Origin of the sequence: Mammaliicoccus sp. RAM2 (assembly GCF_045897195.1) — a bacterium.
GTDB classification, from domain to species: domain Bacteria; phylum Bacillota; class Bacilli; order Staphylococcales; family Staphylococcaceae; genus Mammaliicoccus; species Mammaliicoccus sciuri.
Map to the genome: position 1 here is coordinate 235,001 of NZ_JBJNWI010000005.1, position 25,682 is coordinate 260,682.

General features: G+C 31.7%; 27 protein-coding genes. 6 read left to right on the forward strand and 21 right to left on the reverse strand.

Translation table 11 applies throughout. The annotated features are described in order from the left end of the window. Positions 1-94 precede the first annotated feature (94 nt). Positions 95-1,609, reverse strand: coding sequence for a phospholipase D-like domain-containing protein (locus tag ACJTHF_RS09500; protein WP_084755737.1), 1,515 nt, complete (start codon positions 1,607-1,609; stop codon positions 95-97). Between the two features lie 127 nt (positions 1,610-1,736). Between ACJTHF_RS09500 and ACJTHF_RS09505 the strand changes: the two genes are divergently transcribed. Beyond that, positions 1,737-2,846 carry a 5-methyltetrahydropteroyltriglutamate--homocysteine S-methyltransferase gene (locus tag ACJTHF_RS09505; RefSeq protein WP_078354989.1) on the forward strand — a complete coding sequence of 370 codons (1,110 nt, stop codon included), beginning with the start codon at positions 1,737-1,739 and terminating at the stop codon, positions 2,844-2,846. 56 nt (positions 2,847-2,902) lie between these two features. Here the strand turns inward: ACJTHF_RS09505 and ACJTHF_RS09510 are convergent, their stop codons facing one another. The 3 genes from ACJTHF_RS09510 to ACJTHF_RS09520 all read right to left on the reverse strand — a co-directional run bounded on the left by ACJTHF_RS09510 (position 2,903) and on the right by ACJTHF_RS09520 (position 4,878). Beyond that, positions 2,903-3,382 (reverse strand): cupin domain-containing protein, encoded by a 480-nt coding sequence (locus ACJTHF_RS09510; protein WP_048541254.1) that lies wholly within the window; start codon positions 3,380-3,382, stop codon positions 2,903-2,905. A 12-nt stretch (positions 3,383-3,394) separates the two neighbouring features. Beyond that, a complete protein-coding gene (locus ACJTHF_RS09515; RefSeq protein WP_088592190.1) occupies positions 3,395-4,108 on the reverse strand; it encodes a YebC/PmpR family DNA-binding transcriptional regulator in 714 nt (237 codons plus the stop codon). A gap of 122 nt (positions 4,109-4,230) precedes the next feature. After that, positions 4,231-4,878, reverse strand: coding sequence for a Bax inhibitor-1 family protein (locus ACJTHF_RS09520; protein WP_106417733.1), 648 nt, complete (start codon positions 4,876-4,878; stop codon positions 4,231-4,233). Positions 4,879-5,194: 316 nt separating this feature from the next. Between ACJTHF_RS09520 and ACJTHF_RS09525 the strand changes: the two genes are divergently transcribed. Then, positions 5,195-6,007 carry a LysM peptidoglycan-binding domain-containing protein gene (locus ACJTHF_RS09525; protein ID WP_106417734.1) on the forward strand — a complete coding sequence of 271 codons (813 nt, stop codon included), beginning with the start codon at positions 5,195-5,197 and terminating at the stop codon, positions 6,005-6,007. Between the two features lie 461 nt (positions 6,008-6,468). Here the strand turns inward: ACJTHF_RS09525 and ACJTHF_RS09530 are convergent, their stop codons facing one another. From ACJTHF_RS09530 to ACJTHF_RS09560, 7 genes are all read right to left on the reverse strand, one after another. Beyond that, entirely contained in the window at positions 6,469-7,467 is a 999-nt protein-coding gene (locus ACJTHF_RS09530) for an inorganic phosphate transporter (RefSeq protein WP_048541261.1), read from the reverse strand. A gap of 13 nt (positions 7,468-7,480) precedes the next feature. Next, a complete protein-coding gene (locus tag ACJTHF_RS09535) occupies positions 7,481-8,098 on the reverse strand; it encodes a DUF47 domain-containing protein (protein WP_037590003.1) in 618 nt (205 codons plus the stop codon). 209 nt (positions 8,099-8,307) lie between these two features. Continuing rightward, on the reverse strand, positions 8,308-10,242 hold the full coding sequence (locus ACJTHF_RS09540) for an FtsX-like permease family protein (RefSeq protein ID WP_058592374.1): 1,935 nt from the start codon (positions 10,240-10,242) through the stop codon (positions 8,308-8,310). Beyond that, positions 10,232-10,993, reverse strand: a complete 762-nt coding sequence (locus ACJTHF_RS09545) for an ABC transporter ATP-binding protein (protein WP_048541263.1) — start codon at positions 10,991-10,993, stop codon at positions 10,232-10,234. Before ACJTHF_RS09545 ends, ACJTHF_RS09540 begins: the two co-directional genes overlap by 11 nt. 49 nt (positions 10,994-11,042) lie before the next feature. Then, a complete protein-coding gene (locus ACJTHF_RS09550; protein WP_106417735.1) occupies positions 11,043-12,104 on the reverse strand; it encodes a sensor histidine kinase in 1,062 nt (353 codons plus the stop codon). A gap of 1 nt (position 12,105) precedes the next feature. Continuing rightward, positions 12,106-12,789 carry a response regulator transcription factor gene (locus tag ACJTHF_RS09555; protein ID WP_048541267.1) on the reverse strand — a complete coding sequence of 228 codons (684 nt, stop codon included), beginning with the start codon at positions 12,787-12,789 and terminating at the stop codon, positions 12,106-12,108. A gap of 9 nt (positions 12,790-12,798) precedes the next feature. Further along, positions 12,799-13,725, reverse strand: a complete 927-nt coding sequence (locus tag ACJTHF_RS09560) for an NAD-dependent epimerase/dehydratase family protein (RefSeq protein ID WP_058592375.1) — start codon at positions 13,723-13,725, stop codon at positions 12,799-12,801. Positions 13,726-13,843: 118 nt separating this feature from the next. Here ACJTHF_RS09560 and ACJTHF_RS09565 point away from each other — a divergent pair, with 118 nt between their 5' ends. Beyond that, complete coding sequence (locus tag ACJTHF_RS09565; protein ID WP_048541269.1) at positions 13,844-14,347, forward strand: GNAT family N-acetyltransferase; 504 nt, start codon at positions 13,844-13,846, stop codon at positions 14,345-14,347. A gap of 44 nt (positions 14,348-14,391) precedes the next feature. On the opposite strand, the gene ACJTHF_RS09570 is transcribed toward ACJTHF_RS09565, so the two are convergent. From ACJTHF_RS09570 to ACJTHF_RS09590, 5 genes are all read right to left on the reverse strand, one after another. Beyond that, entirely contained in the window at positions 14,392-15,426 is a 1,035-nt protein-coding gene (locus ACJTHF_RS09570; RefSeq protein WP_048541270.1) for an alpha/beta hydrolase, read from the reverse strand. 47 nt (positions 15,427-15,473) lie between these two features. Then, positions 15,474-16,538, reverse strand: a complete 1,065-nt coding sequence (locus tag ACJTHF_RS09575) for a hypothetical protein (RefSeq protein ID WP_232157276.1) — start codon at positions 16,536-16,538, stop codon at positions 15,474-15,476. 114 nt (positions 16,539-16,652) lie between these two features. Continuing rightward, positions 16,653-18,083, reverse strand: a complete 1,431-nt coding sequence (locus ACJTHF_RS09580; RefSeq protein WP_058592377.1) for an MDR family MFS transporter — start codon at positions 18,081-18,083, stop codon at positions 16,653-16,655. A 73-nt stretch (positions 18,084-18,156) separates the two neighbouring features. Further along, positions 18,157-18,654, reverse strand: coding sequence for a hypothetical protein (locus ACJTHF_RS09585; RefSeq protein WP_037590018.1), 498 nt, complete (start codon positions 18,652-18,654; stop codon positions 18,157-18,159). Between the two features lie 117 nt (positions 18,655-18,771). Then, positions 18,772-19,086 (reverse strand): CHY zinc finger protein, encoded by a 315-nt coding sequence (locus ACJTHF_RS09590; protein ID WP_084755727.1) that lies wholly within the window; start codon positions 19,084-19,086, stop codon positions 18,772-18,774. A gap of 137 nt (positions 19,087-19,223) precedes the next feature. On the opposite strand from ACJTHF_RS09590, the gene ACJTHF_RS09595 reads away from it, so the two are divergent. Then, entirely contained in the window at positions 19,224-19,523 is a 300-nt protein-coding gene (locus ACJTHF_RS09595; RefSeq protein ID WP_025907403.1) for an ArsR/SmtB family transcription factor, read from the forward strand. Positions 19,524-19,542: 19 nt separating this feature from the next. Continuing rightward, positions 19,543-20,487, forward strand: a complete 945-nt coding sequence (locus ACJTHF_RS09600) for a cation diffusion facilitator family transporter (RefSeq protein WP_058592379.1) — start codon at positions 19,543-19,545, stop codon at positions 20,485-20,487. Between the two features lie 409 nt (positions 20,488-20,896). Here the strand turns inward: ACJTHF_RS09600 and ACJTHF_RS09605 are convergent, their stop codons facing one another. The 4 genes from ACJTHF_RS09605 to ACJTHF_RS09620 form a co-directional block, all read right to left on the reverse strand. Further along, the gene (locus ACJTHF_RS09605; protein ID WP_232157278.1) at positions 20,897-21,778 is read right to left on the reverse strand and encodes a nuclease-related domain-containing protein; all 882 of its coding nucleotides are present in this window, start codon (positions 21,776-21,778) and stop codon (positions 20,897-20,899) included. Positions 21,779-21,870: 92 nt separating this feature from the next. Beyond that, on the reverse strand, positions 21,871-22,605 hold the full coding sequence (locus ACJTHF_RS09610) for a metallophosphoesterase family protein (protein ID WP_106417893.1): 735 nt from the start codon (positions 22,603-22,605) through the stop codon (positions 21,871-21,873). Between the two features lie 18 nt (positions 22,606-22,623). Then, positions 22,624-23,271, reverse strand: coding sequence for an SDR family oxidoreductase (locus ACJTHF_RS09615; RefSeq protein ID WP_048541281.1), 648 nt, complete (start codon positions 23,269-23,271; stop codon positions 22,624-22,626). Between the two features lie 14 nt (positions 23,272-23,285). After that, positions 23,286-23,819, reverse strand: coding sequence for a CHAP domain-containing protein (locus tag ACJTHF_RS09620; protein WP_106417892.1), 534 nt, complete (start codon positions 23,817-23,819; stop codon positions 23,286-23,288). A gap of 179 nt (positions 23,820-23,998) precedes the next feature. On the opposite strand from ACJTHF_RS09620, the gene ACJTHF_RS09625 reads away from it, so the two are divergent. Then, positions 23,999-24,958, forward strand: coding sequence for a hypothetical protein (locus tag ACJTHF_RS09625; protein WP_058592383.1), 960 nt, complete (start codon positions 23,999-24,001; stop codon positions 24,956-24,958). 50 nt (positions 24,959-25,008) lie between these two features. Here ACJTHF_RS09625 and ACJTHF_RS09630 read toward each other — a convergent pair whose 3' ends face one another. Further along, positions 25,009-25,665: a haloacid dehalogenase type II gene (locus ACJTHF_RS09630; RefSeq protein WP_048541283.1), complete on the reverse strand. Its 657-nt coding sequence runs from the start codon at positions 25,663-25,665 to the stop codon at positions 25,009-25,011. Positions 25,666-25,682: the final 17 nt, after the last annotated feature.

The following is a 25,682-nucleotide window of genomic DNA, read 5'->3' on the forward strand; positions in this document are numbered from 1 at the left end:
CGATATCTCCGAGTCTTCGTGCGTTATACCCTGCTCTTCCTACTTATCAAAAAAAGACATTCACCTTAACGATGAATGTCTTTTTTATATACTGTTAAAAGCTTGATAAACCTGTACTTTCTTGAATTCTATATAATACTTTTTTCCAAAGTGCTTCGTCTTTGAATTCATCGTATTGTGCAGTCATATCGTGTTCACTATTATTCCAAGATTGTTTAAAGTTATTGGATAATTTTTTAAAGGCTGCATCATTTTGTTTACCTTTAATGATGATATCTGATTCTAAATTATAATCTCCAATGTTTCTTTTTGTTAAATTGGATGACCCTAATATCATTGTGGCACGATTGTTTTCATTTTGCTCAAACAACATATATTTAGAGTGATATTGTTCGCCATTTGATCGAGCCCATCGTAATTTAATGCTTCCTTTTGAGCGATTGATTAATTCACTTGCAACCGGCTTATTTGGTACGCCTGGCTTTTCTTTACCAAATGCTTCTTTATTAATATCAAGTATCAGTTTGATATCTATATTTCTTTTAGAAGCTTTAATCAACTCATCAATCACATCTCTGTCTGAAAGATAAAACATACCTATTGAAATATGGTCTTTAGATTGTGCTTTTTTAATATTTTGAATGACTTGATTTTTAATTTTACCTTCAGTTGCTAATTGCACACTATACTTCGCGTTATCATTCCAGCTATTGTTTTTAATTTTGAAATCACTTGGTGAGTATCGACCACCACTCATATTCGCAACTGCAATTTCTGATTTAATAATTGCATTTTGAATTGGACCTGATACTCTAACTCCAACATTTTGATGATAACCACTTGGATCATGTGGATTACTAGATAAGATCATGCCATGTTTTTCTGTAACTAAAGTCTTTCTATGATTTGCTTTCATATTTAAAATATTTAAATAACCTCTAACCGTAACGTCTGGTGCTTCAGGGCTTAATGGATTACTTAACTTACCATTTTCATTATTACCAAACCATTGGAAAAATGTTCGATACATACCTGAATAAATCGGGTTAGAATCTCTTAATTCATTAAGATTTGTATAATAGACGTCTATATTATTGGCTTTTAAATTCTTAATATTATCAGGCGTGTATGAACCGTAGAATGAATTAATCGGATCTGTGATCACAATAATTCTCATATCTGGGTTTTCTTTTTTCTTATCAATTAAAGATTGCGTAAGACGTTTAGATATTTTTGGATAAGTCTTATCTCCCGTTTGATAATGATTAAATAAGAACATATCCATAATAATAAAATCATCCGCTTCTTTAATCGTCTCATTTACTTTATCAAATATTTCTTGATTGTATTGCATCTTATTCCCGTTTTTATAAGTGACATCTGTTAATAGTTCCACATGGTCTGTCATAGTTTCTGAGCTCAATTTTGAAACGCCATGTGGTAAAGGTTTAAACACATGATAAATACTCATAGCTATCACAATTCCAATAATCAATAAAAGGAATCCATAAATATATTTCTTTTTATTTTTACGCTTTGACTTATCATTTTTCTTTTTTCTTTTTACAGACTGACTTTTCTTTTTGATATTTTTCTTTTTATTAGCCAAGTGTTTAATCCCCTCCTTTTTATTTATTATATCAAAACTAAATTGACATCGATGTATTACTTTGGTATTTTTAATTAATATTGAATTTTTCAGAATTTTTAGAGTATATATACAGGAGTGAAGTAAATTGACAGAACAATTAAGACCTTTCCGTGCCGACCATGTAGGTAGTTTACTAAGAACTGAGCCTTTAAAGAAAGCTCGTCAACAATTTTCAGAAGGTACGATTACACAAGAAGATTTAACGAAAGTAGAAGATCAAGAAATTAATAAAATTATTGAAAAACAATTAGAAGTCGGATTGAAAAGTATTACAGACGGTGAATTCAGACGGTCATATTGGCATTTTGATTTCTTAGAAAATTTAACAGGCGTAGAAGATTATGAACCAGAAATTGGTTTAACATTTAACGGCGTAGAAACTAAAAAACATGACGTAAGAGTTGTTGGAAAAGTTCAATACAACCCAGATCATCCTCACTTCGCTCATTTTGATTATTTACATAAGCAAGTAAACGGAAGAGCTGTAAGTAAAGTATCAATACCAAGTCCAAATCAGTTATTCCATCCAAACATATTAAACCATGACATCTACCCGGATATTTATGAATATGCAAAAGATGTTTCAGAAGCGTATCGCCAATCAATCCTTAAATTCTATGAATTAGGTTGTCGCTATTTACAAATTGATGATGTATATTGGGCTGGATTAGCAGCAACAAAACAATTAATTAAAAATAGAGAGCGTTCTGAAGAAGAAAAAGCAGAAGCTATCAAACTAGCAGCAAAAGTTGTCAATGATGCATTAGCTGATTTACCAGAAGATTTATTGATTACAACTCATATTTGTCGTGGTAACTATCAATCATCATGGGCAATTACAGGTGGTTATGAACCAATTGCGAAAGAACTATTCACTGAAAAGCTACAAGGCTTCTTCTTAGAATATGATGACAATCGTTCAGGAGACTTTGAACCATTAAGACACTTTGATAGAAACGATGCATATATTGTATTAGGTTTATTCACATCAAAAACTGGTGAACTTGAAGACAAACAAAATATACTTGATCGTTTAAACGAAGCAACAAAATACGTTTCGAAAGATCAATTATGCTTAAGCCCTCAATGTGGTTTCGCTTCGACAGAAGAAGGAAACATCTTATCTGAAGATGATCAATGGCGTAAATTATCTTATGTTATCGAAACTGCTAAAGAAGTATACGGAGAACTATAATTCCACAAAGAAATCCCAATCCGACACATTCGGATTGGGAATTTTTTATATAAGCTTTAAATTGTTTCGAAAGCGTATTTTTCAATTACTTCTTGATGCTGTGGATACTGTTCAATCAATTGAGCCTGTGTAAACAGTTCGAATTTTTCAAACTGGAATCCTGGTGCGCACATACAACCTACAAGTGCATAGTCATTGTCACCTTCAACAGTTGAAGCAAATATAACGCCTTTTGGTACGAGCGCTTGTAATACATCTCCCTCTTCAATATTTGGGCCGACTTTCACTTTTTCATAATGACCATCCGGATAAATCATATGCACAGTCAATGTTTGTCCTGCATGATAATACCATACCTCATCAGATTCTATTCTATGAAAATGCGAAATATTATTTTTTTCTAATAGAAAATAAATACTTGTATATAACGCATTGCCATCATTTAAAGCATGTTCAGATTTAATCGTTTCATGATAGAAACCACCTTCAGGATGTGGTATTAAATTGAGCACGTTTATCCATTTCTCTTTATTCATCTAAACACTCCATTACAAGTCAACATTGTGGAATACTTGTTGTACGTCTTCTAAATCCTCAATTGCATCGACTAATTTTTCAAACATTTGTAAATCTTCTTCTGATAATGTTACTTCTGATTGAGCTAACATTGAAAGTTCAGCAACATCAAAATCTTCTACGCCATTTGCTTTAAGCACATTTTGAACTTGTGCAAATTGATCTGGTTCTGCGTATACAATTGTTAAATCTTCTTCTTCGATAACATCTCTCACATCTAAATCTTCTTCTAATAATAGTTCGAAAACTTCATCAGCAGATTTCCCTTTAAACGCGAATACAGCAGTATGATTGAACATGTATGCAACTGAGCCTGATACACCCATATTACCACCATTTTTACCGAACGCTGCACGTACATCACTTGCTGTACGGTTTACGTTATTTGTTAATGCATCAACAATTAGCATTGAACCACTTGGACCGAAACCTTCATATCTTAACTCATCAAAGTTTTCTTCTGATCCGCCTTTAGCTTTTTCAATTGCTCTATCTATAATATGTTTAGGAACAGAATAAGTTTTAGCTTTTTCTAATACAAATTTAAGATTTTGGTTTGATTCTGGATCAGGTTCACCTGATTTAGCAGCTACATATATTTCTCTACCAAATTTAGCATAGATTCTACTTGTATTTTTGTCTTTTTGGGCTTTTTTATCCTTAATATTATTCCATTTACGTCCCATATTTCCATCTCTCTTTCAAGTGAGTTATTTAACATACCTATTATACAATAATGATTACATCTGGCAAAGTTTACAAATCAAAAAATGTCTGAGACACGATAATTGCCTCAGACTTGTTATGTTTAATCTTTTAAAATACTTGCGAGTCTTAAAATGTGCATGATGATGTTGAGTAAATTAATAAACAAATTAAAGCCCATCTCTCTTGGAGAGAAGTTCCCTAATTTCATACGGTTAAAATCATACACAGTATAAAGTAGAAACAGTCCAATACCTATTACAGATAATACTGTATGGAAAATAGGATTATGGATGAATATACCTAATAAACTTGCGAAGATTAATGCGATTAATGTTACAAATAAATATTTTCCTAAACCTGACGCGTCATCAATCATAAAGTAACCGAGTATACCAAAAGCAGCAAACGCGCCAATTGCTAATGCAATATTGCCATAAAAGGCTTGTGTACCTAATGCGCCTAAATAATACATAAAGGCCGTATATGAAATTACACCGATAAAGAATGCATATATATTTGAAATTAGGCCGCCAAATTTTCTAGACGATTTTACAAATAACGAAATCATAATGAGTACAAATAACCCAATTGTAATTGGTAAGTGTAATGCAGGTGGTACGAATTGACCTACATATGTGCCAACTCCAAAGATTATCCAATAATATAAGAAGTATAGCCATGTTTTTCTAATGGCGGAACCATCAGTATCTGTTTGTTGATAAGATGCATATTGGTTATCATAATTCATCTTTAATCATTCCTTTTTATAACGTAATACCAACATTTTACATGCTATTTCTCTATATATCAAACGTCATGTCTTCGATAAATTGTAACATTCATCATACATACATAAATTACCATATTCCATATAGAAGCGTTCACAACGGTTTTAGCGAACTTCAATCAATGTAAAAAAGCAAAAAATAATTATTGTGTTTTTATTACAAAGTGATTACATCTCGTACATACAATATTATTTTTGTTACCATTACGTGTATAGAAGAAAGTTAATTTTAGTATTCTGTTTTTATATATTATATATACCTAAGGAGGATAAGCCTTTGAAAAAATTTGCATTCGCAGTAACAGCTGTTTCTGGTGTTGCAGCTATAGTAGCTCATAACGACGCCGAAGCTTCAACTCAACATACTGTAAAAAATGGTGAATCTTTATGGATGATTGCAGACCAATACGGTGTATCTGTAAATCAACTGAAATCAAGTAACAATATTTCAGGAAATATGATTTTCCCAGGACAAGTCATTACTGTAAACGGTAGTAGTTCAACAGGAGGAAGCGGTTCACAAGAAACGTCAGCATCTTCAGGCTCTACTTACACAGTTAAAAGCGGTGACTCATTAGCAGTAATCGCACAACAAAACGGTGTTACAGTTGACCAATTAATGAAATCAAATAATTTACAAGGTTATATTATCTATCCTGGTCAAACTTTAAAAATTGCTGGTGGAAGCGGTAGTGACACTTCAACTGCTCCTTCAAATAACACACAACCTACTCAAACAGGTGGCAATCAATCATTCAATGACCAAAACTTATATGACTGGGGTCAATGTACATATTATGTATTTGATCGCAGAACACAAGCTGGTAGTTCAATCAGCACATACTGGGGAGATGCTAAATATTGGGCAGGCGCAGCACAAGCTGACGGTTTCCGAGTAGACGGCACACCTGAAGTAGGTTCAATTATGCAATCTACAGCAGGACAATATGGTCACGTATCATATGTAGAATCTATTAACGCAGACGGAAGTCTATTAATTTCAGAAATGAACTATAATACGCCTCCAGGAGTTAAAGATTACAGAACAATCCCAGCATCACAAGTATATAACTATTCATATATTCATTAATAAAAAAACCAGTTCAGAAGATGAACTGGTTTTTTCTATACAGAAAACTAGATTGTGGTTGTTAGAGTTCGCTAACTTCCATTATTCGGAATTGTGGTAGTTAGATGAGCACTCATTTAGAGACATTTCTCAGAATTCTGTCCCTAACGACACCTCTTACGGACATTTCTCGGAATTCTGTCCCTAACGACACCTCTTACGGACATTTCTCAGAATTCTGTCTCTAACAACGCCTCTTACGGACATTTCTCGGAATTCTGTCCCTAACAACGCCTCTTACGGACATTTCTCGGAATTCTGTCCCTAACAACGCCTCTTACGGACATTTCTCGGAATTCTGTCCCTAACTCAGAACAACTCCCCACAAAAAATTCATCTATCAATTAATTACGCCTATCCTTCTCAATTTTTCCATACAAAAAAACATCCAAACTTAACGAGTTGGATGTTTTGATGATTTATTATACGAATAAAGCACAAATATGATAAATAATGAAAGAAAGGATAATTGATACTGGTAAAGTTATAATCCAAGTAATAATCATTCTTTGTGCTGTTGTCCATTTAACACCTTTAACACGTTGTGACGAACCTACACCTAAAATAGATGAAGATACGACGTGTGTAGTTGATACAGGTAAGTGAATGAATGTAGCACCAAAAATAACGAATGCTGATGATAAATCAGCTGCTACACCGTTAGCTGGACGGATTTTCATAATGTTTCCACCAACTGTTTTGATAATTTTCCACCCACCTACTGCAGTTCCAAGACCCATTGCAGTAGCACAACTTATTTTAACCCATAATTCAATATCTGTTGTAGATTGCATATTAGCTGAAATAAGTGCCATTGTAATGATACCCATTGCTTTCTGAGCATCATTTGTACCGTGTGAGAATGCTTGTAAAGCTGCTGTACCAATTTGGATAAATCTAAAATTTCTATTAGTTCTTGTTAAATTATTATTTTTAAATACGACTTTGAAAATAGAATATACAATAAAACCAACTATAAACGCTAAAATTGGTGATGCAATTAAAGCTAATATAATTTTTGAAAATCCTTGGTAATGTAATATTCCAAATCCTGCAGAAGCAATAGCTGCACCTGCAATTGACCCTATTAATGCATGTGAAGATGAGCTTGGAATCCCGAAATACCAAGTAATAAGGTTCCACGCTATAGCAGAAATCAATGCTGCTAAAATAACGATTGAACCATTTTCTAATTTAAACGGATCGACAATATCTTTAGCAATTGTTTGTGCTACACCAGTTGCCATTAATGCCCCAACAAAGTTCATAACCGCTGCTAAAATAATTGCATGTCGTGGTTTAAGTGCTTTTGTAGATACTGCTGTAGCGATTGCATTGGCTGTATCATGGAAACCATTAATAAAGTCAAAAAGTAACGCACACACAACAATAGCTACGGTAATAATGAGTAAACTATCCATTTTTTAAAACTCCTTAGCTATTTTTCATAATAATTTGTTCTAATTTGTTTGCTACTAATTGACATTTATCTGCTACATCTTCAAGAGATTCATAAATATCTTTAATTTTTATTAATGTTACTGGATCTGTTTCACTATTGAAAATATATTTAATAGATTGTCTTAAAATACCATCACAATTCGTTTCATATTCTTTAATATTGATAGAATGTACACGAATGTGTGAGAATTTCTTCTCAGCTACTAAAGTCACGGCTATTTCAATTTCTTTAATTGCTGCTTGTATATTTTTCACGAATTCTGCCATGTATTCATCTGAATAACTGATAGAGTACATTTCAAACATTGCTGAAGTTTCTTCCATTTCATCTAATACATCATCTAATGCATCACATAATTCTAAAATATCTTCTCTTTCAATAGGTGTAATGAAAGTTTGATTTAAATCAGTAATCATTTGGTGCATAAGATCATCACCATTAGACTCATAGGCTTTAATTTTATCTGAATAAGCTTTTAAGTCGAAATCTGAATCAAAATCCATTTCTCCAAATTCAACTGATGCGCGACTTAAATTCTCAGCTATAGCTTCTAACTGAATACCAAACTTATCCTTTTTCTTATTAAACATTAGTAATCCTCCCAAAATTTACATCATAATTTATGTAATTACTCTTTCATTGTACTCTTTCAAAATGAATTCGACCACAGTTTATTAATTTATTTTTGAAAATTTAACTTGTCTGTAAACTTTACGTAAACACAAAGTTCACATTGGTATTTTATAACACAAAAAAAGGCTAATGACAAGCACTAGCCTTTATTTTAAATATTTAATTTTTAAAGTACTCTTTGAATCACGCGTTTAGAGTGGATATATGCTAAGAAGGCAAACAGAATATAAATTAATGAATAAAGTGACATCACAATAAGCACTGGTGTATAGAACGATTGTCCCATAAAGAACCAAGCTGATTTAGCCGCGAAATATCCATGACATAATCCAATGATTAATGGTAACGCAAAGTTAAAGCCAATTTTTAGTGCGATACCTTTGGACATATCTTTAGATGTATAACCTAACTTTCTTAAGATAATATAGTTTGATGTTTCATCTTCTGTTTCGTCAATTTGTTTAATGTAAATGATACATCCTGTAGAAAGTAAGAATGCAATACCTAAGAAACCAAGAATGAATAGCATAACACCGAGGCCACTTTTAGAATCATTGTAAATCTCGTAATAAGACATTGAAGAATCCGTTTCACTTTTCACCTTACTAAAGATTTTTTCTGCTTTCTTAACATCTTTATCATTTGTTAAGTTCACACCATATTGCTGATTCAAATCATCATTTTTAGGTTCATGCTTTTTCATTTGATCAAATGTGTGATCTGATACAACATAAACAGGTGCATTATAAGTTATTATTGTAGCCAAATACGATTCTTTGCTAATAGATTTCATTTTAAGATGATGTGTTTGATTGTCCATTTTGTAAGACATTTTTCCTTCATCATTAACAGTAATGACTTTATCAAGAATATCACTGTATCCTACGATTGCTACTTCATCATCTTTCAATTTTAAATCTTTAAATTCAGATGCTTTAGCAACTGTTGAAGGTGAATTAGGAGCTTTACCAGTTGTTTCATCAGCATTCTTCAGCACTTTTCTATCATCAATGATATAACGCGTGACGCCATAATTACGCTCTTTATATTGGATATGTTCAGCATCTAAGGCTTTTTTAAATTGTTGATTAGCCTCTTTATTTACAAAAATATAATCGTCTGGTGCCGTGCTTCGAGCTGTTTCTTCGGCATTGTAATATTGTACGTAACTTAACGCTAGTAGACCAACTGACATAGCTGACACTATTGCGATAATTGTCAGCGATAAAGCATTTGTTTTCATTTTGTGCATAATAGATGAAGTTGAAACAACATCTGTTACGCTCAACATACCTTTTTTATATTTACGAATAGTATTAAATATCAGTGAAATTGAACATCTGAAGAGCAAGTATGCACCCACTATTGTTAAGAATAAAATTGTAAGCATCCTTATATATAACGTTGTCATCCCAGCACTACTGAGATTATCGAACATGACACTTGATAAATAGTAACCACTTATAATCATTACGATACCAATTGCACCAAAAATTAATTCATATAGTTTAATTTTCTTAATTTTAGTATCTGTAGCATTATATTCATGCATAAGTGCTAAAATTGTTTTTCTCTTAATAAATATTGCATTTTGAAAAGCGATAATGATATAAATCGCGATCATAAGTACAATAGTTTGAATGAATGCTTCTATGCTAAAATTCAAATGCGCTTCTTGTTGGATGCCGATGATTTTATATAAAATCATCAATAATATTTTAGATGAGAAAAATCCTAAAATAGATCCAATCACAGCTGTTAATGTGAATAATACAAAGTTTTCTAAAGCAAATATTTTAAAGACTTCACGCTTAGTCATACCAATTAATTGGTACAACCCAATTTCTCTAGATCTTCTCTTTATAAAGAGTTTGTTGGCATAAAGTAGAAATATAACGATGATAATTGTCAGTATTGTTACACCTACTTTAATAGCAGCGCCAACTCTTATACCAGATTGAACACTATTTAAATCTTCAGAGTATCTTAACGTAACAAATCCGAAAAAGAGCATGACACTCATTGTTATTGAAAAGACATACATACTATAATGTCGAATGTTGCGTCTTAAATTCTTAATAACAATTTGATTAAAGCTCATTTACAACACCACCTAACACACTTTGTGTTTTGATGATTTCTTTGTAAAATGTCTCTCTATCATCGTCTCCTTTATAAAGTTCAGAGTAGATTTTACCATCTTTTAAAAATATGACTCTATTTGAATAACTTGCTGCTGATGAATCATGTGTAACCATTACAATTGTTGATTGTGTTGTCTGATTCATTTGATTTAATTTGTTCAGTAAATCTGATGCAGATTTAGAATCTAATGCACCTGTAGGCTCATCAGCAAATATAATTGATGGCTGTGCTATAAATGCCCTTGCTGCTGAAGTTCTCTGCTTTTGACCACCAGAGATTTCACTAGGATATTTATTTTGTATATCTAAAATACCTAAAGCTTTACTAATTTCTTCAAATCTAATTTGAGCTTCTTTTTTAGAAACTTTTTGAATCGTTAATGGTAACATAATATTTTCTTGCACGGTAAGCGTATTAAGCAAATTATATTCTTGGAATATAAATCCGAGCTCTTTTTTTCTGAAATTAGACATTTGTCTATTATTCATGTTTTGTAGTTGATGACCATTTATTTCAATTTGCCCTGTTGTCGCATAATCAATGGAACTTAATACATTTAAAAGTGTCGTTTTTCCTGAACCAGATGGGCCCATAATACTAATGAATTCACCTTTTTCAACAGTCATATCTATTTGCTTCAACACTTCTTGTTGATTTTTTTTAGAACCATAAACTTTAACGAGTTGTTCAGTTTTTAATATACTCATATTCAAAACTCCTTTGAAATTTGTTTATGATTCCATAATATAGCCTTTTTTACGATTCTTCCTTTGATTCATCGTACATTTTTAAGTTTGATGTGACATTATTGTCACTTGCCTGTTCTATTGTTGTTAAATCATTTGGTTGAGGAAAAATAAGCAATACAGTCGTACCTTCTCCATGAGTAGATTTAACATTGACTTTAATACTTAGTCCTTCAGTAATCTCTTTAACTAAATAAAGACCCATTCCTGTGGCTGTTGACTCACGTCTATTAGTCGTCGAAGTAAAGCCCCTTTCAAAAATACGTGGTAAATCTCTCGCTTTAATACCTCGCCCAAAATCTTGAATTTTCAAGTATGTTTGACCATGCTGCTCATAAGTTGAAATGATAATATCTTTATTCTCAGTATATTTCAGAGCATTACTTATCAGCTGTCTAATGACAGTACGACACCATTTTTCATCTGTATATACTTTTTCATCTTCAATTTGAATGTCATACCCTATGCCTTTTGCCATGCTGATATTACGTGCATGTTGAATTTCTTTAATAACCATCTCTTTTAAATCATAATGTCCAAAATAAAAATCATTACTTTTAGAGCTTAAACGTCTAATATAAAGTTGCTGATCCAGTAAGTAGTCGATTCTGCTCCACTCATATAATAAATTCTTTTTTAGAGCTTGTTCTTCGATTTGATCTAATAATAATTTCATTGCCGTGATGGGCGTTTTGACTTCATGTATCCAATCTAATAAATCATTTTTAGTCGCTTGTATTTCTTTATTTTGATTGTGAATAGTACGTCTCGTATGCTCATCATAAAGTTGAATATAATCAAAAACAATCTTTTCATATGTTGATTGATTCAATTCTTTATGTTCAATTTCTTTAATCGGCATATCATTTTTTAATGCGCTATAAAATCTTGTTTCTCGCGTGTAAATCAACCATATAAACACGATAAAAATAATCAAATTTATACCAATTAAGTATAAAGCGCTTTTAAAAGAAAAGGCTACATCTAACCAACTCGTCAACAGTATGGTAGCTTGCATAATTATAAACAGTAATATCCAAATCCATCTTTCTTTCAGAAACGACTTGATCATTTTATCCCTCCGGCTCGTGCGCTATATAGCCTTTACCTACTTTAGTTTCAATTAAATCATTGAATCCAATTTCAGTAAGTTTCTTTCTTAATCGATTAACATTAACGGTTAATGTATTGTCACTCACAAATTGTTCATCATCCCATAAAGCAGTGATAATCTTATCTCTACTCACGATTTCATTTTTATGATTCAACAGAATTTCTAAAATAAACATTTCATTTTTAGTTAACGAAATTTCAATGTTATTCTTTTCAATAATATGTTTACCGTAATCCACTCGCGCTTTATGCCATAATTTGATTCTAGGCTCATCTTTATTATATTGATAAACTCTTCTATAAATTGCTTGTAGTTTAGCAACTAACACTTCCGTGTGAAATGGTTTCTGTATAAAGTCATCAGCACCCAGTTCCATACTCATGACTTGGTCCATCGGATGATCCCTTGAAGATAAAAATACAATCGGTATGTTAGACTGTTTTCTTATCGCACGACACCAATAGAATCCATCATATTGAGGTAACTGTATATCTATAATGACCATGTCTGGTTGCAATATTTTATATTCTTCAAACACGGCACCAAAATCATTTATGCCATGTACTGACCAATCCCATTTTTCTAGTTGTTGCTTCATAGCATTAAATAAAGTTTCATCATCTTCAATTATTAGTAATTCCATACTATCCCTCTACTTTGTATATTTTTTAACTTCTCCTGCTATACTGCGTAGTTGAAAATCTTTAATTCTACAATCAACTTCGAATCCCTTCATCGTTACATTATGAATAGGTGCTTGTGATAAATAATATATACTCCACGGTAATCTTGGTACGTAATTAAATAAATGAACTATAAATTCATTTTTTAACCTTAACTTTCTAAATTCTAACATGCCATTATCTTCATACAAATCTACAGTAAGTGAACCGCCAATAACTTTGAACTGTATAATATCTTCATCAATATTTGGATGTACTCTTTTTAATTTTAATAATGGTTTACTGCGATGTTGAAAATAAACATAATAAATATCTCCAATTAATTCTGTTCTTACTAACGTTCCACTAGTCTCTTGTAACCACTGGAAATAGTATTTCACAACATCCTCTAAATCCCATTTATATGGAATAGGCATTCTATCAACGCTTCTAACGTCATCAATTTTAGACTTCTGTAATTCTATCGATACAGCTGGTCGCTTAATAGATTGTTCTGTCACTTGAACTTCAATACCGGTTGAACTTAATATTTCCATCGTTTCTATATCAAAAGGCGAACCTTTAATGTATATAATTTTTTTAACATTATTTACTTTACATGCTTTCGCCATATTATGACTCGCAATGATGTTTAAATTACGGGCAGTACTTTGTGTTAACTTTGCTGATTTCTTGTTTGGATCTAAATAATAAATTGCAATATCTATATTTTTCAATGCTTCAATCATATCTTTAAGTACAAAAATATCACATTTTCTCCAAGTAACTTCATCATCTATCATCATATCTGATTCATACTTTGTAATCGTATAAAGATTTCCGATATCTTTTAACGTACTGATTAAATGCTTGCCTATATACCCTGATCCACCTGAGATGAGTACATTCGCTTTCATTTTAAGCACTCCTTTATATTCGGACTTTACATATGTGTTATACTGTTTATAAATTATTGTTTAATTAACATAAATATACCACTGTTTGTAATTTATAAATAGAAATAGGAGACATTTTATGAAAGAAATCATACGCGAAATTCGAATAAATGATGTTGAAGACTTTAATAAATTGTTAGATAGCGTGATTAACCAATCCGAATATTTACTATTTAATCCAGGTGAGCATCAAATATCTATACAGAACCAAACTTTATTTCTAGAAGAAATGATTACGACAAGTAACTCTACAATCATTGTTGCGGAATTAAATGACACATTAATTGGTTATGTAACTATTCAAGGTGGCAAAACGAATCGAAATCGTCATGCTGCTAAAATTGCAATGGGTCTACTCCCGACATTTAGAAATAAAGGAATTGGATATAAACTATTACAAGAAACTGAAGCTTGGGCAGTAAGAAGACAACTGCATAGACTAGAATTAACAGTCGTTACGGAGAATGAACCTGCATACCGATTATATGAGAAATTTGGTTTTAAAGTAGAAGGAAAGAAAGAACAAACATTGTATTTTAATGATAAATATTACGATGAATTTATGATGGCAAAATTATTATAAAAAAGGCAAACTCATCACGTATTTCGCGTAGTTTGCCTTTTTTATTATTCATCTTTTTTAATCACTGTTTCAGAATCTTGGTTTGCATTATTTTCATATGGTGACTGTTTCGTATTAGCCCCTAGAAACATCATGACATTATTGTAATTTTTCTTAGATTCCTTCAAGTTCATATGGAATTGGTATTGATGACGTAAACCGTGTGTACCATCAAAGAATGTTGTAGTCGTTTGAACACCTTGCTTTTTAAGGACTTCATCAAATTCTCTATTTTGTGGATCAAATGGGTCAGCATCTCCAACCGTTAAAAATGTAGGTGGATAATCTTTTGTCACTTGATCAACGGTAGATAGTTGATTAATTCTCGCAAAGTTCTGTTCCCATTCCTTAGTACCCGTATAACTCGTCATAAATAAATCAATTCTAGGAAATTCTGTAGCTCTCACCGTTTGCATATTATATAACCCACCAAAAAGAATGGCAGCTTTTAAATAGTCTTTTTTAATACTTGGCTTCATACGCATTTGTTGTTGCAATTTATCATTTGTTTGTAAAGCCACATATTGACTGGCAATTTGAGCACCTGCAGAATCTCCGCCATATACGATTTGTCTATAATCGATATTAAATTTATTTCTATGTTTTAATGTATATTTAGTAGCTTGATCTAATTGCTGTATTGGTGTCGGATATTGGTAATCAGGTGCTAAAGCATAATTAACATTTACGATGATATATCCTTTTTCAGCAATTTGTGCTAAGTATGGATTCTTATGTCTTTTGTCTCCCGCAATAAAACCACCACCATGCGTCCAAAAAATAACTGGCAATTTCTCACCTTTTTTCATTTTTGAAGGCATAATAATATCCATTTGACTATTTGGTGCACTGTGTCCATAAGATACATCACGTATCAATTTTACTTTCTTATTGTTTAGTAACAATTGATTGGCTCTTTGAGCTTGTAATTGTGCTTCCCTTTGTTTATGTTCCTGATATTTGTTATAACCGTAAAACCCACTTACAACAACGATGATCGCTACAATCAAAATAAACAATCGTCGTTTTTTCCTTTTCATATGTTCACTTCCTCATGTAAGAAGATAGTTTAACATATTCAATTATTTTATGCGATATGTTTTTTGTTATCTCTTTTACGACTAATATATTTAACAACAATTGCAGCACAAATCACTAAACCTATAACACCCATAGCTGGATATAATTTATCAATAAGTGATGAGAAACCTACAAAGCTTAAGCCATAAGCGAGAACCATAGATATCGTCAATAATACAACGTATTTTTTAGAAAACGGTACAGTAAATCTTGCCGTAAATGAGTACATAAGTCCTAAAATCGTGTTGTACATAACCATAAGCATAATCACTGATAATGCAAGCCCAATAACAGGTGAAATTGTTCTAGCGAGTTCTAACGTTGGTATCTCAATATCTTTAATATTAGGATATTCAACTAATAATCCAGCATTGATAAGTGCTAATAATATTAAATATATAATACCACCAATAATGCCACCTAAGCCTGAAATACGTCGCTTATCAGCATCTCCACCAATGGCAATTAATGTACTAAATCCTACTGAGAAGGCTAAACCACCATAAATAAATCCTTGAACAATTCCCCAGAAAAGACTTGGTGATTCAACCGTATCGTTAATTTCAGATATGCCTACTTGGCCATTCACAAAGAAGTAACCTGCTATTATTAAAATAACAATGATTAAAAACGGTGTTACGACACCTAGTGCTTTTACAATTTTATCGAAGTCTAATAAAAGCGTGATATATATAACAATACACATAATTAAAGCACCTAACCAAGTTGGCACCCCAAAACTTTCATTAAATGCTGATCCTGCGCCAGCTATCATCGTTACTGATATACCAAATAAGAAAAATATTAATACATAATCTATAACGATACCTGCTTTACCAAATAAATAGTTAATTGTTGAGCTATGATCATCTGCATCGAGTGCCGTACCAATTTTAGCTACTTGTCTACCAAAAAACGCCAACATTATACCAGATATAATAACTCCTATATACCCGTATAAACCATAGTGGGTAAAGAATTTTATTACCTCTTGCCCTGTCGAGAACCCTGCACCAACAACGACCCCAACATAAGCAAACCCTATTTTTGTTGCTTCTTTCAAATTTGACACAAACTTTCCTCCTCATAATTTTGTTCAACATAATGATGTATACCCACTATTCATGAAAGTATTCCAAAAAATTAAGAGCAAGACTATAAAAGTCCTGCTCTTTTTCATATATATTTATGAATTATCTTTAATTGATTGACTATAATTTGCTCTTGTAACTGTAAAACCAACAATAACTGCTAGTGCAAGTAAAATGATACCAAACCAGTATGACTGATGAATACCTTGTGTCATAGCATGATTAATTTGATCAACTGTTGGTTTCTTGATACCTTCTAATGCTGCTCTTTGTCCACCGTTCATAATACTTACAAAAATCGCAATACCTAATGCGCCACCAATTGGCTGTAACATATTGGATACAGCTGTACCGTGTGGATACATTTCTTTTGGTAAAGCGTTTAATGCGTTTGTATTAGCTGGCATCAATACTGCAGAAATACTAATCATTAATATAATATATACAATAACAAATATCCAAACCGAAATACCTGGATGAATTGTTGAATAAAATATTGATACACATAACAATATGATTAAACCTGGTACAACAAGTTTTCTAGGACCAATTTTATCAAATATGGCACCCATAAAAGGTGACAAGAAACCATTTAATAAAGCGCCTGGTAATAAGATCAGTCCAGCAACTTTAGCACTGAAACCCATAGGACCTTGCAAATACATTGGCATTACAATTTCAGAAGCAAACATTGTCATAATAACGACTACGAAAATGATAACGCCTTTAGTATAATTGTGATATTTAAACACTTTTAAATCTAATAAAGGTTCTTCTAATTTAAGTTGTCTAAAGACAAATAGTATCATTGTAATGATACCGATGATGAGTGTGATATATATTGAAGGACTTGAGAATCCGCCTTCTGTACTACTCACAGAAGAAACACTATATATAATTGTCGCAATACCAATTGTTGATAAAATGATTGAAAAGACATCAATTTTTGGTCTTGTAACTTCTCCAACATTTTGTAAATATCTATATGCGAATATAAACGTAAATAGCATGAATGGGATAACGATTAAAAATAACCATCTCCACCCTAAATAATCAACAATAACACCTGATAATGTTGGACCTAATGCAGGTGCAAACATAATGACTAATCCGAATTGCCCCATAATTTTCCCGCGTTCATTTTCATTATAAAGCATGAGCATTGCATTCATGACAGTTGGAATCATAAGCCCCGTTCCAGCTGCTTGAATCATTCTTCCTACTAATAACATTGGGAAATTAATAGCTAACCCCGCAGTTAAAGTCCCGATAGAAAATATTGTTACTAACCCTAAAAATAACCGTCTCGTTGTAAACCATTGATTTACGACTGCAGACAATGGTGTTAGTACACCCATTACTAACATGAAACCAGTTGCCATCCATTGGACAGTTGGTGCATCAACATCAAATACTGACATTAATTCTTTTAATGCAATATTTAAGAGTGTTTCATTTAAAATCATGAAAAATGTACCAACTAAAAAGACAATCATAATTATTTTTCTTTTAAACTGATTCTCCATTTTTTTCTCCTAAATTTTATTTTGTAACTTGTCTATGATGACATAAAAAAGAAACCTAGTCAAAAGACTAGGTTTATGCATTTTGAGATTTGGATAGTTGTGAAAAATCTACCACTACTTGGTCCATCCTCTTCGCTGTTTCTTTCATAATATTTCTAGCAACTTTATTTTCTGGGTCTATCTTAAGTATTTGCTTACTTATATCAAAAGCTTGTTTGTCAGAAAGTAAAGGTTCCGGTATAGCATGTAAAAGAAGCATTTGTAATAAACTCTTAACTTCTTTATGATCTGTTAAAATCATCGATCTTTCAGCATGATAATAAGCTGAATGAAATGCGCCATCATGTTCACTATATGGATAAACGTGTAACAAGAACGCTAAGTCATGAAGTTCACTTGTTTCTTCCTTCTTAATACAGTCTAATATAAATGTATAAAACATCGTACTTTCTTCTTCGTGAGCTGCTGAAATAAAGTGTTCTTCAAATTCTAAGAAATCCACTTCGGACATCAATCTATATGCAGTATCAAATTCGCCACTTAATATATGACCTTTAATCAAATCCTTCATTCAATGTCCTCCTTTTCTCTCTATGCAACATTCACATTCTTTTCAATGTTAAAATTTTAAAGTCAAAAATATTATAACATGTTTTGTAATAAATTACCTTTAAAAAAGAAAACCAACTTAAATTTTAAAATATAAATGGTGATGATACTTGCATCGGTGATTAAATCGAGCATCACAATTTGGGCATACTTCTTTTAACATATAATCATTGATAGAAATTGTTTCTTTACAAACCCCACAAAGTATCGCATGTACATTAAATTCAGATTGATCCCATCTTTTAATGTCATGCTTTTCACATTCATTATGGCACTTGTAACAAGGATAGAATTTATCACAACATTTAAATTTAATAGCGATGATATCAAGTGGCGTATGATAATGTTCACATCTAGATTCATTATCTACAGTTAAGCCATGTATTTTCACCATAGTATCCTCCAAAAAATTTACTTTAAGTGAACATCTCATAATTATAGCTATTTTGTCAATTTATAATGATTTGACATAAACGATAAATTTTAATAAAATTAACATATGAACATATATTCATATGTTAGGAGAATAATATGACTACAAATACTATTTTAGATGACGAAACATTATTACTTGTATCACAAACTTTTAAAGCATTAAGCGATCCGACTCGCGTAAAGATATTACATTTATTATGTACCGGTCGACATTCTGTAGGTTGTATAGCTGAAACACTTTCGCTAAGTCAATCTTCCGTGTCGCACCAATTAAGATTTTTAAAGAATCTTAGGCTTGTTAAATTTGAACGTGAAGGTAAAAGTATTTACTACTCAATAGATGATGATCACGTTATCTTATTATTAAAACAAGCCATCGAGCATGCCAAACATTAACAATTTAGGAGGTGTTTTTATGGGACATGAACATCATGGACATGACCACAACCATGTTCATACAAATAATAAAAAGATACTACTCATTTCATTTATTATCATTGCCGTATTTATGATAGTTGAAGTGATTGGTGGATATATTACAAATAGTTTAGCTTTACTATCAGATGCTGGACATATGCTTAGTGACGCCATTTCACTCTTTATTGCATTAATGGCATTTAAATTTGGTGAGCGCGTAGCCAATAAGAATAAGACATATGGCTATAAGAGATTTGAAATTTTAGCAGCTTTAATCAATGGTGTCTTATTGATTGGTATTAGTATATATATCTTTTATGAAGCCATTTCAAGATTTATAGATCCACCAGAAGTCGCTTCAACTGGCATGTTAATCATAAGTACAATCGGTTTACTTGTAAATATATTCATTGCTTGGTTAATGTTTAAAGGTTCTGATACGAAAGACAACTTAAATATGCGTGGTGCATTCATTCATGTACTCGGAGATTTATTAGGATCAGTTGGCGCAATCGTAGCAGCACTCATTATGATTACATTCGGTTGGAAATTAGCTGACCCGATAGCAAGTGTTATTGTGGCACTATTAATTATTAGAAGCGGATATGGTGTTACGAAATCTGCATTGAATGTACTAATGGAAGGAACACCATCAAATATCGATGTTCATGAAATATCTGAAACAATCACTTCACACCCAGATATTATTGAAGTACATGATTTGCATATATGGTCCATTACAAGTGACTTAACAGCATTAAGTTGTCACGCAGTCGTAGATAAAGATAAGACTGTACAGGAATGCGATAATATAATAGAAGAAATCAATCATAAACTTATTCATAAATCTATACATCACGCAACAATCCAATTAGAAACACCAGATCATCAACATGACAGTTCCCTACTCTGTTGCATGGAACAAACAGAACACGTACATTAAAAAAGCTAGAACATTTAGGTAAATATACCTAATTTGTTCTAGTTTTTTTACTTTATATAATTTGGTATAGGAATCTCTCTCAGTCTTCGTGCGATACACCTTGATTTTTTACCCTAGCGCACAATATCTCTTAGTCTTCGTGCGATACACTTTGATTTTGTACCTTAGCGCACGATATCTTTCAGTCTTCGTGCGATACACCCGGGTTTTGTATCTTAGCGCACGATATCTTTCAGTCTTCGTGCGATACACCTTGATTTTGTACCTTAGCGCACGATATCTTTCAGTCTTCGTGCGATACACCCGGGTTTTGTACCTTAGCGCACGATATCTCACGGTCTTCGTGCGCTATACCTGGATTCAGTACCCCATCACACTATTCAAACTCAAATTTATGATATGCATTAACTTACTTATAATATACTTTAGTATTTCCTTGTGTAATCATTTTAAAATGTCCTTTCATAATATATGAAAGTGTATTTCTATGTACACCATTACACCACTTCCTGGCTTCTTTCATATTGAATGGTGCTCCTTTCAAATACATTAATTCGTCTAAAGTATTTAAAATAAGTTCTTTTCTAGGTATCTCATTAAAACAGTTAGTGCAAGTGATTATTTTCTTTTTATTTTTCAGTGGTGTATCTATTATATTGTTACATTGTGTACATCTTACACCAGGTTTTAATTTGTTAAATTCATAATTCAGATATTGATGATAATCATCTTCAAAAGGTGTATGGAGATTTTGTAATGTGGTTTTTATTATAGAATTATTTGGAGAGTTATTATTGTTAAGGAGATGTCTTACTTTATTTAACTGGTTTGGTAAAATAATTGTTTCTTCATCTATTTTGCCTTTCATACTAAAATTTCCGTTAATAAATATTATATAGCTTTTTATTGTTCTTTCTATATCTAATTTATCAAGTACTTTATTTAGGATATAGTCATTTCTATCTAATTGAGCTAACGGATATTTAATTACAAACCCGTTATCACAAATCAAATTACCATTATTAAATTCATATTTACCAAAATAATTTTTGATTTCGAATTGATATATAATCTTATCAGTGATAACTATAAAATCAAATTGATAATTTTGAGTACTTTGAAGTTGTAAATCATATATAAACTCTAATTGATCAATAGAGTTTAATATTTCCAAAAACTTCCTTTCACCTTCTTTTCCTTTTTTATATGTTTCATACTTTTGAATATCTTGAGGACTTATATATGTTTTACCTATAAGAGATCCAATCACTGAATAATAGTTCTTTTTCAATGGTTCACCTTCTTTATAAGTTTATTCATTTCCATTTTAATCCATCTCAGTAAAAAAATCAGCCACAACATCAATGTAGTGGCTGATTTCTTCTATATAAATGATTCAAATATTAATTGTTTACCTGGCACTTTCTTATCATCGAATCCTTCTAAGAATGGTTGATTATCATAAGGTACTTTGACTCTTTCTACGTTTATGGCACCATCTTTAACTTCTACTATGCCATACACTGCGTATGCATCGTTATTTAATCCTACTGATCCTGGATTAAAATATATTGTTTCTATATCATCAAAGTGATGTAACACGTGATTATGTCCGAATGTGACAAAATCTGCATCTACTCCGTTAAATAATCCGTGTACATGTTCTAACGAAGGATCTACAATTGGTTCAAATGGATCTTCACTAATATGCTTATCCATATTTTCTTCGAGTATTCGATAATGTGTGAAATAAAATTTTAAACCGTCTATTTCTTTTGTAACTTCACGTTTAAGTTCATTTAAAAAGGTATAATATTTGCTGTCTAAATGTTCTACTATCCATTGATGATGTTCATAGAACTTACTTTTCAAACTTTCAGGATATGGCTCGTTGTTAACGACTGACATAATCGCTTCGTCGTGATTACCAGCAATGTATGTCATATCTTTTCTACTTGTTACGGTTTCAAGAACTTCGTTAGTACAATGGCCAACACCAATATTATCACCTAAGTTATAAATGTGATCTATATCCGTTCGATTATCGATATCTGAAAGTACCGCGTTTAATGCATCGATATTTCCGTGTATATCTGTTAAAATTGCGAATTTAACCATCATAATACTCCTTTATGATTATTGATTAAATTGATCAACTGCTTCTTTAATTTCAACATCTCCTGAAACGACTTGGAATTCTTGACCAATTTTCTCATCATTGTTTAATACTTCAACCAAGACAGTCGCTACATCTTTACGAGGTATTTTTCCACGTTCTACTTCTTCTGCTAAAGTAACTGTTCCAATAGCATCATCATTTGTTAGCGCACCAGGATGAACGATTGTATATGGTATATTAGCGTTTCTTAAATGTTCATCTGCATAGTGTTTAGCTATTGTATAAGGTTTTAAATCTCCTTCAAAAGCTGATCTTCTCGTATCAAATGAAGATACGAGTACAAAATGTTTCGTACCTGCTATTTTACTTGCTTCAATTGATTTAACTGCTCCGTCTAAATCAATAATAATTGTTTGGTCCGCACCAGTATGTCCACCTGAACCTGCTGTAAACACAACTTTATCTGAATCTTTTATTTTTTCAGAAATGTCATTGATGTCGTCATATTCAAGATCTAGTGGTGCTGTTGTTGCTCCTAAGTCTTCAAAGAAACTTGCTTGACTGTTTTTTCTAATACCTGCAACAACTTCATTGCCTTCTGCTACTAAATCTTCAACTAAATGTCTTCCTATTTGTCCATTAGCGCCTATTACGAAAATCTTCATTATAAAACACTCCTCTAAATTTTTTCATGTATAAAACGATAGTTGTGTAATCTATCTGGTGTGATTAACCTTGAAGTCACTTCATATGGCTTTTTATAGTTCATATCAGAAACAACAATTGAACCATCATTTTTTACTTCTTCAACTATTGCGACGTGTCCTAGTTCACCATAATCTGTTTGTAAGATTGAGCCTTCACTAGGTTTTCCGTTCACTTTATAACCTTCTTCTTTGGCACGGTCATCCCAATGTTTAGCGTCACCCCAAGATGAACTAATTTTTTTATCAATTTTCAATCTTTCTTCAAATACATAAAATGTACATTGACCTTCTTGATAAAAATTACCAAGCGAACGGTCATCTGTTTTATCATTCTTTTTAATTTGTTCTGTGCGCATTGCTACTTCTTTTTCTTTCATCTGCTTCTTTACATCTTCAACATAATGATTAAAAAAATCGAATCCACCTTGGCTTTTAAACAGCAATACCATCGTTATGATAGCGACCCATGTTGCAAGGTATATAATGAAGCGGAATAACTTTTTCATAGCTCACTCCTATAACTAATATACCTCAAATATATGAGTTATAACGTAGGATATCAAATAAAGTGCTTATAGCTCTTTACAAAAAATTCGCAAATGCAAGAAAGTTTTTGACAATTAAATGACATTTTCATAGTTTTTTATGGTACCCTAATGATACAAAAAGACAAGAGGTGAATCATATGTTCAAGTTCCAATTGGATTACTTTAGAAATGGACAGGGATTCCATTTAAAAACTATTCTATTTTCTATTTTAGCATCAATCGTTATGATTCTTATAATGTTAATACCGGGTGTATTATTCTTAATCGGTGGTGTCTCACTCGCTTCATCACAAGACTTTTCAGGTGAACCTTCTGGTGGAGGACTAGCGATATTCTTTGTCACTATGGTACTCGGCTTTTTATTAACACTTGGTTTATATATCTTTGTTTTAATTCCTTTAGCTTATGGCATGATTAAATACTACAAAGATACAGACTTAGGTATTGGGCCAAACTTTAGTGATTTATTTATGTTCTTACGAAAAGGAAACTATGTTAAAACATTAAAACTTACAATCATTATAGGTGTGATTAGTGTTGCAATGTATATAGCGATTTATATTGTCGTATTAGTTGTTGAACTAATATTCTTTGCGATATTTGGAACATCTATGGCTATTATGCAACCAAGCGGTTCAAGTGAAGCTTTTGGTGCAATGTCTATATCATTTGTAATCATCATGTTATTTATGATTTTAGTTCTATTCGCAGTGTTTATTCCATTATATTATTTAGTAATATTTATTATGAACACAGTACTTGTTCATATTGATCAAAGATCATTACCCACTTTAACTAAATTCTCAATTGGTTGGAACATTACAAGTAAAGGTCCTAATAATGCTTGGAAATTGTTATTCAGCAACTTACTTTATGTTGTTGTTGCATATATTGTTTTAGCTATTGTTGGTATCATTGTTGCAGTTGTCGTTTCATTTATGCCAGCAGTATTACAAGTTATATTCGCGGTACTTGGATATATTGTGTACTTTATCTTTATGTTTATTGTTTCATACTTCATATACGGAAGTGTTATGAACTTCTATCATAAAAATAAAAATGCACTTTACCCTCCAAATAACAGTAATCCTAATTGATAACATATAAAGCGCTCAATCTAGATGCAATAGATTGAGCGCCTTATTTATTATATTAAATCTTTAATACTATATAAGGATTGTAATTCAAAGTCGGGTTTAACCTCTATATATTCAAAATCACTAAAATTACGATTAACCCATGCCGTTTGAAATCCAAACTTTTGTGCACCAACAATATCCCATTTATTTGATGATACAAATAGTACTTCATCTTTATTATATGGAATATTTTCTTCTAGCAATGCGTATCCATTAGAATCTGGTTTATACACGCCAAACTCTTCAAGAGACAAGATAAACTTAAAGTAACTCGTGATATTTGAATAATCTAGTACTTGTTCTATCATGTTTTTATTGCCATTACTAAATATTATTTGATCGACTTCTGATAATTCTTTTAATGTATGTGCGACATCTGGAAATGGCGTTAATTGATTATATGCTGCCATACATTCGTTAATTTCTTTCAATGAGTAATCAAAATCATTTCTACTGAGCACATATTCAAGTGAATCACGAATCACTTTACTAAATGGTTTATATTCATCCACTAATTGTCTCACATGTGTATATTCAATTAATTTATATCGCCATGCTTTAGCAATCCTATCTCCATTTCCCGGGAATAACTTTTCACATTTTTCTCTTACACTATCTATATCAACAAGTGTTCCATATAAATCATATACAACTGTTTTAATCATTTCATCACCCCTTTAAA

Coding starts and splice junctions, on each gene's coding strand:
- ACJTHF_RS09510 (WP_048541254.1), bottom strand. CDS start 3,382: ATGAATAAAGAGAAATGGATAAACGTGCTCAATTTAATACCACATCCT.
- ACJTHF_RS09515 (WP_088592190.1), bottom strand. CDS start 4,108: ATGGGACGTAAATGGAATAATATTAAGGATAAAAAAGCCCAAAAAGAC.
- ACJTHF_RS09520 (WP_106417733.1), bottom strand. CDS start 4,878: ATGAATTATGATAACCAATATGCATCTTATCAACAAACAGATACTGAT.
- ACJTHF_RS09530 (WP_048541261.1), bottom strand. CDS start 7,467: ATGGATAGTTTACTCATTATTACCGTAGCTATTGTTGTGTGTGCGTTA.
- ACJTHF_RS09535 (WP_037590003.1), bottom strand. CDS start 8,098: ATGTTTAATAAGAAAAAGGATAAGTTTGGTATTCAGTTAGAAGCTATA.
- ACJTHF_RS09540 (WP_058592374.1), bottom strand. CDS start 10,242: ATGAGCTTTAATCAAATTGTTATTAAGAATTTAAGACGCAACATTCGA.
- ACJTHF_RS09545 (WP_048541263.1), bottom strand. CDS start 10,993: ATGAGTATATTAAAAACTGAACAACTCGTTAAAGTTTATGGTTCTAAA.
- ACJTHF_RS09550 (WP_106417735.1), bottom strand. CDS start 12,104: ATGATCAAGTCGTTTCTGAAAGAAAGATGGATTTGGATATTACTGTTT.
- ACJTHF_RS09555 (WP_048541267.1), bottom strand. CDS start 12,789: ATGGAATTACTAATAATTGAAGATGATGAAACTTTATTTAATGCTATG.
- ACJTHF_RS09560 (WP_058592375.1), bottom strand. CDS start 13,725: ATGAAAGCGAATGTACTCATCTCAGGTGGATCAGGGTATATAGGCAAG.
- ACJTHF_RS09565 (WP_048541269.1), top strand. CDS start 13,844: ATGAAAGAAATCATACGCGAAATTCGAATAAATGATGTTGAAGACTTT.
- ACJTHF_RS09570 (WP_048541270.1), bottom strand. CDS start 15,426: ATGAAAAGGAAAAAACGACGATTGTTTATTTTGATTGTAGCGATCATC.
- ACJTHF_RS09580 (WP_058592377.1), bottom strand. CDS start 18,083: ATGGAGAATCAGTTTAAAAGAAAAATAATTATGATTGTCTTTTTAGTT.
- ACJTHF_RS09585 (WP_037590018.1), bottom strand. CDS start 18,654: ATGAAGGATTTGATTAAAGGTCATATATTAAGTGGCGAATTTGATACT.
- ACJTHF_RS09590 (WP_084755727.1), bottom strand. CDS start 19,086: ATGGTGAAAATACATGGCTTAACTGTAGATAATGAATCTAGATGTGAA.
- ACJTHF_RS09595 (WP_025907403.1), top strand. CDS start 19,224: ATGACTACAAATACTATTTTAGATGACGAAACATTATTACTTGTATCA.
- ACJTHF_RS09600 (WP_058592379.1), top strand. CDS start 19,543: ATGGGACATGAACATCATGGACATGACCACAACCATGTTCATACAAAT.
- ACJTHF_RS09610 (WP_106417893.1), bottom strand. CDS start 22,605: ATGGTTAAATTCGCAATTTTAACAGATATACACGGAAATATCGATGCA.
- ACJTHF_RS09615 (WP_048541281.1), bottom strand. CDS start 23,271: ATGAAGATTTTCGTAATAGGCGCTAATGGACAAATAGGAAGACATTTA.
- ACJTHF_RS09620 (WP_106417892.1), bottom strand. CDS start 23,819: ATGAAAAAGTTATTCCGCTTCATTATATACCTTGCAACATGGGTCGCT.
- ACJTHF_RS09625 (WP_058592383.1), top strand. CDS start 23,999: ATGTTCAAGTTCCAATTGGATTACTTTAGAAATGGACAGGGATTCCAT.
- ACJTHF_RS09630 (WP_048541283.1), bottom strand. CDS start 25,665: ATGATTAAAACAGTTGTATATGATTTATATGGAACACTTGTTGATATA.